Annotated in this window: 13 protein-coding genes; 3 read left to right on the plus strand and 10 right to left on the minus strand. The window is 72.4% G+C overall.

Annotation, left to right across the window (positions count from 1 at the left end):
* Positions 1–3: 3 nt before the first annotated feature.
* Both ABZ823_RS23040 and ABZ823_RS23045 read right to left on the minus strand, forming a co-directional pair.
* Positions 4–402, minus strand: coding sequence for a 6-carboxytetrahydropterin synthase (locus tag ABZ823_RS23040; protein ID WP_361663417.1), 399 nt, complete (start codon positions 400–402; stop codon positions 4–6).
* A gap of 171 nt (positions 403–573) precedes the next feature.
* Positions 574–1,554 carry an NAD(P)-binding protein gene (locus ABZ823_RS23045; protein ID WP_361663420.1) on the minus strand — a complete coding sequence of 327 codons (981 nt, stop codon included), beginning with the start codon at positions 1,552–1,554 and terminating at the stop codon, positions 574–576.
* Positions 1,555–1,663: 109 nt separating this feature from the next.
* On the opposite strand from ABZ823_RS23045, the gene ABZ823_RS23050 reads away from it, so the two are divergent.
* Both ABZ823_RS23050 and ABZ823_RS23055 read left to right on the plus strand, forming a co-directional pair.
* Positions 1,664–2,458, plus strand: a complete 795-nt coding sequence (locus ABZ823_RS23050) for a CDP-alcohol phosphatidyltransferase family protein (RefSeq protein WP_361663423.1) — start codon at positions 1,664–1,666, stop codon at positions 2,456–2,458.
* 208 nt (positions 2,459–2,666) lie between these two features.
* On the plus strand, positions 2,667–3,188 hold the full coding sequence (locus ABZ823_RS23055; protein ID WP_361663427.1) for a hypothetical protein: 522 nt from the start codon (positions 2,667–2,669) through the stop codon (positions 3,186–3,188).
* Between the two features lie 102 nt (positions 3,189–3,290).
* Here ABZ823_RS23055 and ABZ823_RS23060 read toward each other — a convergent pair whose 3' ends face one another.
* Positions 3,291–3,746, minus strand: a complete 456-nt coding sequence (locus ABZ823_RS23060; RefSeq protein ID WP_361663430.1) for an RpiB/LacA/LacB family sugar-phosphate isomerase — start codon at positions 3,744–3,746, stop codon at positions 3,291–3,293.
* Between the two features lie 60 nt (positions 3,747–3,806).
* A complete protein-coding gene (locus ABZ823_RS23065; protein WP_361663432.1) occupies positions 3,807–5,258 on the minus strand; it encodes an MFS transporter in 1,452 nt (483 codons plus the stop codon).
* 302 nt (positions 5,259–5,560) lie between these two features.
* Between ABZ823_RS23065 and ABZ823_RS23070 the strand changes: the two genes are divergently transcribed.
* Complete coding sequence (locus ABZ823_RS23070) at positions 5,561–6,142, plus strand: helix-turn-helix domain-containing protein (RefSeq protein WP_361663434.1); 582 nt, start codon at positions 5,561–5,563, stop codon at positions 6,140–6,142.
* Positions 6,143–6,185: 43 nt separating this feature from the next.
* On the opposite strand, the gene ABZ823_RS23075 is transcribed toward ABZ823_RS23070, so the two are convergent.
* The 6 genes from ABZ823_RS23075 to ABZ823_RS23100 form a co-directional block, all read right to left on the minus strand.
* A complete protein-coding gene (locus ABZ823_RS23075; protein WP_361663437.1) occupies positions 6,186–6,956 on the minus strand; it encodes a TIGR03943 family protein in 771 nt (256 codons plus the stop codon).
* Positions 6,953–7,966, minus strand: coding sequence for a permease (locus tag ABZ823_RS23080; protein ID WP_361663440.1), 1,014 nt, complete (start codon positions 7,964–7,966; stop codon positions 6,953–6,955). The genes ABZ823_RS23075 and ABZ823_RS23080 overlap by 4 nt, the downstream gene beginning before the upstream one ends.
* A gap of 108 nt (positions 7,967–8,074) precedes the next feature.
* Positions 8,075–9,820 (minus strand): phosphatidylglycerol lysyltransferase domain-containing protein, encoded by a 1,746-nt coding sequence (locus ABZ823_RS23085; RefSeq protein WP_361663637.1) that lies wholly within the window; start codon positions 9,818–9,820, stop codon positions 8,075–8,077.
* Positions 9,821–10,103: 283 nt separating this feature from the next.
* Positions 10,104–10,883 carry a hypothetical protein gene (locus ABZ823_RS23090; protein ID WP_361663443.1) on the minus strand — a complete coding sequence of 260 codons (780 nt, stop codon included), beginning with the start codon at positions 10,881–10,883 and terminating at the stop codon, positions 10,104–10,106.
* Positions 10,884–11,043: 160 nt separating this feature from the next.
* Positions 11,044–11,826, minus strand: coding sequence for a DUF2690 domain-containing protein (locus ABZ823_RS23095; RefSeq protein WP_361663446.1), 783 nt, complete (start codon positions 11,824–11,826; stop codon positions 11,044–11,046).
* A 222-nt stretch (positions 11,827–12,048) separates the two neighbouring features.
* Entirely contained in the window at positions 12,049–12,612 is a 564-nt protein-coding gene (locus ABZ823_RS23100) for a hypothetical protein (RefSeq protein ID WP_361663449.1), read from the minus strand.

Raw genomic sequence — 12,612 nt, forward strand, 5'->3', positions numbered from 1 at the left:
CGGTCACAGGGCACGCTCGTAACTCGCCCAGGCGATGTGCGACTCGTGGAGTGTGACGGTGATGCCGGCGATCTCCCGCGCGCTCTCGCCCAGGGCCCCCTTGTGGATCCGCTCGGCGAGGCGGTCGGCGATCACCTTGGCCAGGTACTCCGTCGAGGTGTTGGTGTTGGCGAAGTCGGGCTCGTTGTCGAGGTTGCGGTAGTTGAGCTCGCTCACCACGGCGCCCAGTTCCTGTGTGGCCAGTCCGATGTCGACGACGATGTTGTCGTCGTCCAGCTCGGCGCGGCGGAAGGTGGCGTCCACGAGGAACGTCGCTCCGTGCAGGCGCTGCGCGGGTCCGAAGACCTCGCCGCGGAAGCTGTGGGCGACCATCAGGTGATCGCGGACGGTGATGCTGAACAACGGACGACCCTCCAGGTGCGGTGCGTCTGGTCCCCTGCCGGGGCATGTCGTGTAGTACGGCCGGCCCCGGCGCGTTGTTCAGCTGCCTGTTCTCCTTGTTTCGAGGTTTTCCGCGAATGCCCTGGGGGTTTCCCGGGAGTCCGGATTCGGACGGCGGGGCTCGGCCGGACCTCAGTCAGCGGCGTACCGGACTCGGTGGCACAACCCCTTGAGTTCACCACGCGCGAGGCGCGGCAGCACCTCGGGGAGGTCTTCGAAGGCGGACTCGCCGGTGATGAGCGCGTCGAAGGCGGGTTCGGCGAGCAGTTCGAGGGCGAGTGCCATCCGGTCGGCGTACGTGCGTCCGTACCGCGCGCGCGGTGAGACGGTGCCGACCTGGCTGCTGCGGAGGGTGAGCCGGCGCGAGTGGAACGCCTCGCCGAGCGGCAGGGTGACGCGCCGGTCGCCGTACCAGCTGAGTTCGACGACGGTACCCTCCGGGGCGAGTAGCTCCAGGGACCGCGCGAGCCCCTGTTCGCTCGCGCTGGCGTGGACGACGAGGTCGCACTCCCCGAGCGCGTCCTCGGGCAGTGCGAAGTCCACCCCGAGCGCGCCGGCGGTCTCGGCGCGGCCGGGATCGGCGTCCACGAGCTGGACGCGGACACCGGGATGGCGGGCGAGGAGGGCCGCGACGGAACTGCCGACCATGCCGCCGCCGACCACGGCGATCCGGTCCCCGACCAGGGGACCCGCGTCCCAGACCGCGTTGACGGCGGTCTCCACGGTGCCGGCGAGGACGGCACGCTGGGCGGGCACGGCGTCCGGTACGACGGTGACGGCCGAGGCCGGTACGACGTACCGGCTCTGGTGCGGATACAGGCAGAAGACCGTGCGCCCGACCAGGTCCTCCGGACCCTGCTCCACCCGTCCGACGCTGAGATAGCCGTACTTCACGGGGGCCGGGAAGTCGCCCTCCTGGAACGGGGCGCGCATGGCGGCGTGCTGGCTCTCCGGCACGCCGCCCCGGAACACCAGGGTCTCGGTGCCGCGGCTGACACCCGAGTACAGCGCGCGCACGAGCACGTCGCCGTCACCGGGCTCCGGCAGCTCGACGTCCCGTACCTCTCCCTGCCCCGGCGAGCGCAGCCAGAAGGCCCGAGCTGTGAGGTCCATGTGCGTCCTCCTGAACGATCGGCCGACTCTTCACGTACCGCAGCTACGAGAAGTCGCGCACAAGGTACGCGGCGAAGATCGAATCTGTCACTTGGCCGGAGGGTGAGCGGTGGCCCTGAACCACATGTACGAGGCGAGGCTGTTGCAGCAGGAGACGACCGTGGGGGCGGGCGTGCAGGTGCTGCTGCTGACCTTGCTGGGCACGGCGATCGGCATGGGTCCGGCCGGCTGGCTGACGGGCCTGGCGTTCGCGCTCGCCACCTGGGCCGTGCTCACCCGTGCCGTGGTCCGCTCCCGGCTGCGATCCTTCGGCCCGGCCAACCGGGTCACCCTGGGCCGGGCGACCCTGGTGGGCGGTGTCACGGCGCTGGTCGCGGACTCGTTCGAGAGCTCACCGCCGGTGACGCTGCTCGTGGGCCTGACCGCGGTGGCGCTGATACTGGACGGCGTGGACGGCAAGGTGGCCCGCCGCACGGGCACGTCGACCGCGCTGGGCGCGCGCTTCGACATGGAGGTCGACGCGTTTCTGATCCTGGTGCTGAGCGTCTATGTGTCGATGTCGCTGGGCCCGGGGGTGCTGTTGATCGGTGGGATGCGGTATCTGTTCGTGGCGGCCGCCCGGGTGCTGCCGTGGCTGAACGGCGAACTGCCGCCGAGCATGGCGCGCAAGACGGTGGCGGCGGCCCAGGGGGTCGCGCTGCTGGCGGCCGGGTCCGGCTACCTGCCGTACGCGGCGACCGCGGGGATCGTCGCGTGCGCGCTGGCGTCGCTGGTGTGGTCGTTCGGGCGGGATGTGCTGTGGCTGTGGAGCGTACGGGACCGGCGCGAGGGCCTGGCGGGGACGGCGGTCGCGGCCGAGGAGACCGTGGTGCAGCCGGTGCCCGAACTGGTGGCGGGCGGCTGATCCGGCCCGGGGAGGGCGTCTCGCCCCCGCGCCTGTTCCGGGACGCGGTGCCGACGCCTGGTGTGCCTGCTCTCCCGGCCGCGCGTGAAGAAGTGCGGGATGCGCCGGATGCCTCCGCGCGCCCCCGTTGCGGGAGTTCGTCCGAGGTGAGCCTGTGGGCAGTGATGCGGAGGTAGTCACCGAGCCGTTCACGAGAGGAACGACTGCCATGAAGCCTGCCATGGACCCCCGACGGGCCCGCTCCGCCGGACTCGCCGCCTCCGCCGTCCTGCTGACCGGCGGACTGCTCGCGGCCACCGCACCCTCCGTCGCCGCCGCGCCCGCGAAGTACACCCACGCGGCCGCCGCCCAGCAGTTACGGCAGGCGGGAATCGGCTGGACCTCGTCGGGCGGGTGCAGCAACCGGAACAACTCCCGGTGCACCTCCTTCGACCGGATCAACCAGACCACCGTCTCCGGCGTGATCGCCTTCAAGCGGGCGAGCGGATGCCCGGTGACTCTCACCGGAGGCACGGAGACGGGACACGCCGCCGGCACGTACAGCCACTGGAACGGATACAAGGTCGACATCAAGGTGACGTCGTGCGTGGACACCTACGTCACCACGAAGCTCCGCTATGTCGGCCCACGGGCCGGCGACCACGCGAAGCAGTACAAGTCACCCGCGGGCAATGTCTACGCCCGTGAGGGCTCGCACTGGGACGTCACCTACTTCAACGGCAACCGCTGACCAGGGCGGTGGCGGGAGCCGACCGCCGTCGTGCCCACCACCGCAGGGCCCGGGCGACGTCCCTCGGCGGGCCGCCACGGCAACCAGTACGGCGGCGGTCCGCTAGGACGCCGGCCGGTCCAGGTCGAGCCTGCCGATACGGGCCACGTTCTCCCGGTCGTCGGCGTCCCCGCTCGGCTCGGCCGCGAACCAGGCGTCGAGGATCTCCTTGAGCAGCGGCTCGGACGTCAGCCGCAGGCTGAGCGCCAGCACATTGGCGTCGTTCCAGCGGCGCGCGCCGTCGGCCGTGTAGGCGTCCGTGCACAGCGCCGCCCGCACCCCGGGCACCTTGTTCGCGGCGATCGACGCCCCGGTGCCGGTCCAGCAGCACACGACGGCCTGGTCCGCCGTCCCGTCGGCCACCTCGCGGGCCGCCGCCTCCGAGCACGACGCCCACTGGGCGTCGTCGCCGGGGCGCAGGGCGCCGTGGACCAGCACCTCGTGGCCACGGCCGCGCAACTGCCCCACGAGGTTGCGGGCCACGGGTTCGTCCATGTCGGAGGAAACGGAGATCCGCATGTTCCGGAGCCTACCCGCTCGGGTGCGGCGGCCCGAAGGGGCCGCCGCACCTTCGAGGCTTCAGCCGCGCGCCCCCTGCGCGGCGGCCTCCGGCTCGACGCCGGCCGATTGCTCGAAGGCGCGCGGCACACCGGTGACCCGGGTGGCTCGCCGGACCGGGACGAGCAGTGCGGCCAGGGCCGCGGCGAGGCAGAGCAGGGCGAGCAGGCCGAAGCCGTGGGTGTAGCCGGAGGCGTAGGGCAGCCCTGAGGGCTGGAGTCGGCCGGTGACCAGGACGCTGGTGACGGCGGCGCCTATGGAGCCGCCGATCGTCCGGATGTTGGCGTTCATACCGGTCGCGGCACCGGTCTGCTCGACCGGCACGCTGCCGACGATCAGGTTGGCCATCGAGGCGAAGGCCAGTCCGATGCCGAACCCGAACACGCCCGCCACGAAAGCCACCTGCCACTGCCGGTCGTGCCAGAGGGCGAGGAAGCCGCAGGCGAGGGCGCCCAGTGCGGCACCGGCCGTGAGCAGCGCCTTGGCTCCCAGCACCGGCTCCAGACGACCGCTCAGCACGCCCGAGAGGAACATGGCGACGAGCATCGGCAGCATGAGCAGTCCGGACGCTGTGACGGAAGCGCCGAAGCCGTATCCCGCGGAGGCTGGCGTCTGCACGAAGCCCGGCAGGAAGGACCAGATCGAGTACATCCCCGCACCGAACAGCAGTGCGGCGGTGTTGGTGGTCCACACGGCGGGCAGCCGCATGACGCACAGATCGATCAGCGGGCTGCGGGAGCGTGCCTCGGAGAACAGCCACAGCGCGAAGAGCACCACCGCGGCGAGGATCAGGCCGATCACCCGGGCCGAGCCCCAGCCCCACTGGCCCGCCTGGCTGAGCGGCAGCAACAGGGCCACCAGCCACGCCGAAAGCAGCACGGCCCCGGACCAGTTGACGCGTCCCGCGGCCCGGCGCGGCGACTCGGGCACATAGCGCAGGGCGATCAGGGTGGTGACGGCGACGACGGCGACCGGGATCCAAAACAGCCAGTGGTAGTCGAGCGCGGAGACGATGGGGCCCGCGGCCACTATGCCGACGCCACCGCCTGCGGCGATCACGGCGGACAGGTTGCTGATGCTGCCGCTGACCTCGCCCGGGGCGAACTCGTCGCGGATGATGCCGAAGGACAGCGGGAACAGGGCGCCGCCGGCACCCTGGATGACCCGGGCGACGATCAGTATGCCGATGTCCGGGGCGAGCGCGGCGAGCAGACACCCGGCCAGCACGGTCAGCAGTACGGCGACGAGCGTGCGCTTCCTGCCGGCGAGGTCGCCGATCCGGCCGAGGATCGGCGTGAACACCGAGGCGGACAGCAGATACGCCGTCATCACCCAGGTGGCGGTGGACTGCGAGGTGTGCAGCGCGTGCTGGACGGTCGGCAGGGCCGGCGCGATCAGGGACTGCAACATGGAGAACACGCCCGCACCGGTCGCCAGGACGGCGAAGGTGAGACGGGTGGACTTCCGTGGCATCGAAAAGCCTCTCCGGACCAGGTGGGGCCCGGGTAGCCGGGCCGAGGTCGTACGGGTTCGGTCGCGTCGCGGGGCGGCGCGGGACACGCCGACGGCCGCGAGCAGCGGCCGCGAGCGGATGGGAGCCGGGCGGCGCGCCATGCGCGGGCCCGGCGTCGGATCGAGGGATACGAGGGGGTCGGCGACGTGTGCGGCCGCACACGTCCAGGCCGAACACACCCCCACTGCTAAAGTGGAGGTATGCCTCCACTGTAACGGAGGCGCACCTCCGCTTCAAGCCGGTTCCGTCCAGGGAGGCAGCAGTGACGGCTCAGCCGTTCCCCGTCAGTGAGATCGTGGCGGCCCAGCGTCCGCACCGGAAGGACGCCGCCCGCAACTACGACGCCCTGATCGCCGCCGCACGCGAGGCGTTCGCGGAGAACGGCGCGGAGGCGTCCCTGGAGGACATCGCCCGCCGCGCCGGGGTCGGCATCGGCACGCTCTACCGCAACTTCCCGACCCGCCGTCACCTCTTCGAGAGCGTGTACGCGGGCGAGGTGAACGATCTGTGCCGGGTGGCCACGGAGGTGGCGGACCGCGAGCCGTGGGAGGCGCTCACCTCCTGGCTGCGCCGGTTCGTGGACTACACGGTGACCAAGCGGGCCATCCGCGAGGCGATGGACGGCGAGTCGGACATCTTCCTCGCCTGCCGGGAGTCCATGTACCAGGCGGGCGGTCCCTTGTTCGAGCGGGCTCAGAAGGCAGGCCGGGCCCGCACGGACATCGGCTTCGACGATCTGCTCCGGATGGTCGCCGGGATCACCGCGACGAACTTCGCGGACGACGCCCAGCGGGACCGGGTGCTGTCCGTGGCCCTGGACGGGGTACGGACACCCGTCGGCTGAACGGGCCGCTCACCTCCCGGACGGGGCGCCGCGGGCCGGGACGTCACTGGTTCCAGCTCTCGTCATAGGGGTCCTTCGGCGTCGGCACCGGCGTGGCCTCGACGACGTCGAGGAACGGGATGACGCCGCCGTTGACGGGGTCCTCGGCCCGCCGGGCGCTGTAGGTGCCGGTGACCCGCAGCCAGGAGTCGGGCTGGAGAACCGGCGGCAGCTTCCCGGTCAGGCCGACCTTGACGGGCTGGGCGTCGGCGGCGCAGCAGTTGAGCGCCATGCGGACGAGGTACGGGGTGCCGCCGTGGTCGAGGGCGACGAACCCGGTGATCTCCACCGTGCGGTTGCCGAGGGAGTGTCCGTGGCCGTACGCCGCGCGGCCCGCGTAGTCCACCAGGCTCAGCGGGACCGGGTCCCCGGAGGGCAGGGCCGGGTAGGCCAGGGGCGGCTGGAGGGCCGTTCCGGCGCGCAGGGCGCTGTACGAGCCGAGCGCGGGCGGGGCGACCAGGATCAGGGCGAACAGCGGCAGCACGAGCAGCCAGGCGATCCGCGGCTCCCGGTGGCCGTGACTGTGGCCGTCGTCGTGGCCGCCGAGGACGACGTCGTGCGGCTCCGCCCGGTCTGGGCGCCGCCGGGCCGTTCGCGACCGGCGCAGTTCGTACCGGACGGTCGCGAGTGCGGCCACGATCAGGACGGCCCCGGCGGCGAGCAGCAGCGGCTGGAGCCCGGCCTTGACGTAGCGCAGATACAGCGAGGTCGTGCCGGCGTGCAGCATCGCCCCGCCGACCAGGAACAGCACGGCCGCTTGTGCCTGACGGTTCACAGCAGCACCGCCCCGGTCAGGACCGACGCAAGGACCGCCAGCGCGAACGTGGCGGGCGCGAACCGCAGCGCGAAGGAGCGCCCGAAGGTGCCCGCCTGCATCGCGAACAGCTTCAGGTCGATCATCGGCCCCACCACGAGGAACGCCAGCCGTGCGGTGAGCGAGAACTGGGACAGCGACGCGGCGACGAACGCGTCCGCCTCGGAACAGATCGACAGCAGCACCGCGAGGGCCGAAAGCGCGAGGATCGCCACTACCGGCTGGTCCGCCGCCGTACGCAGCCAGTTCGCCGGCGCCACGGCCTTGAGAGTGGCCGCGGCCATGGCGCCGACGACCAGGAAACCGCCCGCGTGCATCACGTCGTGCCGTACGGACCCCCAGAACGCGGCCCCCTTGCTGTGCCCCTCGTAGGACGCGCGGGCCGGCGGCTTCAGCCAGTCGGTGCGTCCAAGGCGCTGCCACAGCCAGCCCATCGTGCACGCCACCAGCAGGCTCGCCACGAACCGGGCGAGGACCATCCCTGGGTTGCGGGGGAACGCGACGGCGGTGGCGGTCAGCACGATCGGGTTGATCGCGGGAGCGGACAGCAGGAAGGCCAGCGCCGCGGCGGGCGTGACACCCCGGCGCACCAGCGCCCCCGCGACCGGGACCGAGGCGCACTCGCAGCCGGGCAGGACCGCCCCGGCCACCCCGGCGACCGGCACCGCGAGGGCGGGCCGCTTCGGCAGTGCGCGGGCGAAGAACGACGGCGGGACGAACACCGCGAGGGCCGCGGACAGCAGGACGCCGAGGACGAGGAAGGGCAGGGCCTGGACGACCACCGCGAGGAACACGGTCATCCAGCTCTGCATCACGGGCGCCCCAAGCGCGCGCCGGATCGGGCCCTGCCCGACGACCAGCAGGAGCAGCAGCAGGACCAGGCCGTGGGAGGAGGTGAACTGCCAGCCCTGCGAAGGCTCCTCGTCGTGGCGCCGGTCGACCGGGGCCGGGGGTGCTTTGACGATGGTCACGGGCGGGGTACCTCCGGGAGGAGCGGGCGGCGCGGGAGGGGTGCGGCCCCCGCCCCCTGTACGTCGCCCGACGCGTCCCGTCTCAGCCCGGACCCGGAACTTTGCCGCTCAATGACCCTTCTCGTGGGCGAGCGGGGGCTGCCCCTGCCCGCCGGCCGGGGCGTGCCGTCGGCGGAAGAGGGACGGCAGGCCCGGCACGGTCAGGAATCCCTCGGCGCGGGCACTGGCGATACCGATTCTCGGGATGTCGCTGCTCTTCTCGAACAGCAGGAAGCGCGGCTCCCACACGGGACGGTACTTGGCGTTGGCGCGGTAGAGGGACTCGATCTGCCACCAGCGGGAGAAGAAGGTCAGCACCGAGCGCCACAGCCGCAGGACGGGCCCGGCACCGAGACGTGAGCCGCGTTCGAAGACGGCGCGGAACATGGCGAAGTTCAGCGACACCCGCTTGATGCGGAGTTCGGGGGCGCGCAGCAGCAGCTCGATCACCATGAACTCCATCAGGCCGTTCTCGCAGCCGCGGTCGCGCCGCATCAGGTCCAGGGACAGTCCCTGCTCGCCCCAGGGGACGAAGCTGAGCAGGGCCCGGGGCTCACCCCGGTCGTCACGGCACTCCAGCATCACGCAGTCGGCGTCGGCCGGGTCGCCGAGGCGGCCCAGGGCCATGGAGAAGCCGCGCTCGCCGCCGCCGTCGCGCCAGTGGTCGGCCCTCTCGATCAAGGTGGCCATGTCGGACTCGGGTATGTCGCCGTGGCGGCGGATGTGCACGGTGAACCCGGCCCGCCGAACCCGGTTGTACGCCTGCCGCACGACCCGCATCGCGCGCCCTTCGAGGCTGAAGTCGGCGACCTCGACGATCGCCTCGTCACCCAGTTCGAGGGCGTCCAGACCGTGCCGGGCGTAGATCGTTCCGGCCTCCTCGCTCGCTCCCATGACGGCGGGCGTCCAGGCGTGCCGACGGGCCTCCGCGAGCCATGCGTCGATGGCGCCGGGCCATGCCTCGGGATCGCCGATCGGGTCGCCGGAGGCCAGGGTGACGCCACCGACCACCCGGTAGGTGATGGCCGCCTTGCCGCTCGGAGACCAGATCACGGCCTTGTCGCGGCGCAGCGCGAAGTAGCCGAGGGAATCCCGCTCGCCGTGCTTGGCGAGCAGGGCGCGCAAGCGCTGCTCGTCCGCCTCGCCGAGGAGTTCCCGGCCGCGCGGCGCCCGGAAGCAGGCGTACAGGACGAGCAGGAACGAGACCGCGATCAGCAGGTTGATGATGATGTCCACCCAGCGCGGCGCTTGCACAGCGTCGATGCGGTCGGCGAGCGGGCCGACGCTGACGCCTCGCAGCAGCGTGTACGCGATCTTGTCCGTCAGGGTGGCCCCGGCCACCTTGTTGGTGGCGTTCACCAGCAGGGTGCCGACGCCGCCGCTGATCAGGATGCCGCAGGCGCCCACGATCAGCGCGAGCCGGGGGTTGGAGCGGTCGCCCACGGCCTGGAACTCCCTGCGGCCGATCAGGAGCGCGGCCACGAACAGGCCGGTGAGCAGGGCAGAGATCCAGTTGAAGACGTGGGGGCGGTAGTCGTCCTGGGTGAGGGCGAGGACGTAGAGCGCGAAGAGGGGACCGGCCAGCAGCATGTTGAAGATCCACGCGGCCCGCTTGCGGCGCCGCATCACCAGCGCCAGGAACAGGGCGAGGGCCGCCGAGACCAGTCCGGCGGTGGCCAGGTAGGGCGTGAAGAACTCACCGACGTTGTGCTCGTGGACCTCTTCGCGGAAGGGCAGCGAGAGGACCGCCACGATGTTCAGCACGGCTTGCAGCCGCAGGTACCAGACCGTGGCGGCGGCCGCGCGTGGGCGCAGGCGTGCAAGGAGCGGCGGTCGCCCCTCCGAGGTGCCCTGCGGATGCCGGGCGCGTTGCTGGGGGATCACTGCTTGCTGCTGTGCGGGCACCGCGAGGACTCACCTTGACGAGAAGCCGGAGCGACCGGCGTGGACGGAAGCGGACACTGGGGGCGGGACGGTCTGCCCTTGGTTCTCCCGGGCACTCTTCCCGAGACTACCGTCGGTGAGAGTGCGGGCAACCCCGTCGAGGGTAGGAGTCAGGCAAGGACGGGTCCACTCCTCCGGCTCCGGCCCGGCGCGCCTACCGAGCCCGTCCCTCCGTTCCCACGGCTCGTCCCTGGGAGGCGCACGCCGGATCGGTGCGCGCCGACTCCACGCCCTCCAGCAGGAACGGCACGATTCCCCGTTCCACCACGGCGTTCTCCCAGACCTCACGAGCCCGGCGCACTTCGGGATCACGCTCGGCGGGATCGTCGCCGCCGCGGCGGGAACGGCCGCGGGCGCCCGTCACCAGGATCCAGGCGAGATCCCCGAGAGCCGCGCCTGCCGTGACGGCGGCGGCGATCACCCCGGCCATCACGAGCCCGTCGCCGATGTGCGGGCGCACGGCGAAGGCCCGCAGCCCGAAGCCGCACAGCAGGAACACACCGGTGGCCACGGCCCCGAGGCTCGGCACGAGCACCGCGAGAACCGGCAGGATCCCCTCCTTCGTACGGCCGTCGCCGCCCGGGACGCCGCCGCGGGTGCGCCCGCCGCCTCCCCCGGCATCACCCTGCGTACAGGCGCCGTGGCCCGGAGCACCACTCTGCGTACAGCCGCCGTCCTGCGCGGGATCGCTCCGCGCGCCCTCGTGGTCACCCGTGTGACCGTGACGGTCGAAGGCGGTGGTCCGCAGCGCGAGGTAGTGGCCGTACTCTGCGGGGGCGACACCGACGAGGTCGGCGCGCGCCGCCAGGGCCCTCCCGCGCAGCTCCGCACGGGATGCGCCCGCACCGGCGGCGATCGCCGCCGCGATCTCCGGGGAGTCCAGCGCCCGGTCCACCATCCGGTCGAAGGGCGGGCCTGCCGCTGGTGACGGCACGTCGGACTCCTGCACGCGGATCCCCCGATCGGCGACAACGGGCCGGCCGGTACCGACCGGCCGGGCGAACGAGCCAAACCCTACAACATGTAGGACATTCGTCAGGCTGAGAATGCCGGCACGGCACACCCCGCGCGTCCACTCCAGGCCGATCATCCACTCAGCGCATCCCGGCCGGTTCCCTATCCAGGCCGGTACACGCCACCTTGCCGTCCACCTCGGCGCACGCCTCCACCCCTTCGGGTGAAGTCACGGCGAGCATGGGGCTGCTCGACCCCGCGGTGCCGTCTCCCGGGTACGACGCGGAGAGCACGTCCCGCCCCGACCGGACGGAGATCACGCGGGCAGCCGTGGCCCGCGCCCGCACCTCGGCCCAGGCGGCGCCGCAGGACGGCGAGTACCGGAGCCGCACCGCGTAGGAGGCGTCACGGACGGCGCTCTTGGTCTGCGCGTCCCGGTCACAGGCGGAGACATCGGGTAGCTGCCCCTGGCAGGACACGCCCCGGCAGCGGGGCGAGGCCGCGGCCGGACGGCCGGACGGCGCCCCGGAGCGGTGTGCCGCGACGAGGGTGAGGGCCACCGCGGCCGCCGCGACGAACAGGGCCAGGGCCGACAGGGGCAGTCGCCGGGTCCGGACGGGCCGCGGGGGGACGTCGGACGACGGCTCGTACGGGCCCTGCGGACGGTCGGCCGCCTCCCACAGGGCCAGTACGGGGGCCGGCTCCACACCGGCGAGACGGGCGAGTGCCTCCACGGCCGAACGAGGTGGCCGCTGGGCGCCGTTGAGATAGCGGTGCCAGGCGGACTTGCTGTACGGGGTACGTGCGGCCAGGGCCGCGAGGCTGAGACCGGTGCGCTCTTTCAGGCCGCGCAGCTCCGTCACGAACGGTCCGTCCCGCTCCACCGGCGGGGTCGCCGCCGTCTGTGCTGCGCCGGCCTTCACGGTCTGGATCCTTGGGGCTGTCGCATTGCCTGTCCCTCAACGCCGATTCCACTTTGGGCGGTTCGCCCTTGCTTGTCGGGATGTGTTCCCGGGACTGTGGTGCCGCCACACATGGAAACCGGTATGAACAAGGTCAGTTACGGGGCGGGGCGCGCCAACGGCCTGCCCGGCACCCGCGGGTGACCGGGCAGGCCGCCCCTCCGGAGAGGGGAAACGGGCACGTCAGCACCAGGGCACGGCGCTGCGGGTACGCACGTAGTGTGCGGAGACGTAGCCCCTGCCGCCGGCGAGCCGGTACCAGTGCCGGTTGCCGTGGACGTACGAACCGTGCCTCTCACAGACCAGCAGCAGCCTGCCCTGGGCGTGGCGGTGTCCCACCACGCGATAGCCGGTGCCGGGACCGGAGCGGATGTTCAGCGCGACATGACGCGTGGCGACACGCCCCACGACACGGTACGAGTGGTGCCGGTACGCCGTGCGCGTGCCGTAGCCGCTGTGGTGCGGGTACGCCCTGCGCGGGATGTGGCGAAGGTGGCAGGCGTAGCCGGCGTGACGGACATGGTGTCCGTGGCGGATGAAGCGGTGGCAGGACAGGGAGCGGGGGGCGCGGTGCCGGACCGGCGTGTGCCGGACGGGGGCGGGGAGCGTGTGCTGGCGGTGCGGGACCGTCGCGACGACCGGCGCCGACATGGCCCGGTCGCCGTCCGCGGCGACCGCGGCCGCGGGCACGAGCGAGAGCATCGCGACCGCGGCCAGCAGGCCGCCCTGCAGAGTCCGACGAATCAT

It is taken from the genome of Streptomyces sp. NPDC047079, assembly GCF_040643755.1.
In the GTDB taxonomy this organism is placed as follows: Bacteria; Actinomycetota; Actinomycetes; order Streptomycetales; family Streptomycetaceae; genus Streptomyces.

Bases quoted from the DNA above. Each gene is read 5' to 3' on its own strand.
- ABZ823_RS23045 (WP_361663420.1), bottom strand. From the start codon at position 1,554: ATGGACCTCACAGCTCGGGCCTTCTGGCTGCGCTCGCCGGGGCAGGGA.
- ABZ823_RS23055 (WP_361663427.1), top strand. From the start codon at position 2,667: ATGAAGCCTGCCATGGACCCCCGACGGGCCCGCTCCGCCGGACTCGCC.
- ABZ823_RS23060 (WP_361663430.1), bottom strand. From the start codon at position 3,746: ATGCGGATCTCCGTTTCCTCCGACATGGACGAACCCGTGGCCCGCAAC.
- ABZ823_RS23065 (WP_361663432.1), bottom strand. From the start codon at position 5,258: ATGCCACGGAAGTCCACCCGTCTCACCTTCGCCGTCCTGGCGACCGGT.
- ABZ823_RS23100 (WP_361663449.1), bottom strand. From the start codon at position 12,612: ATGATTCGTCGGACTCTGCAGGGCGGCCTGCTGGCCGCGGTCGCGATG.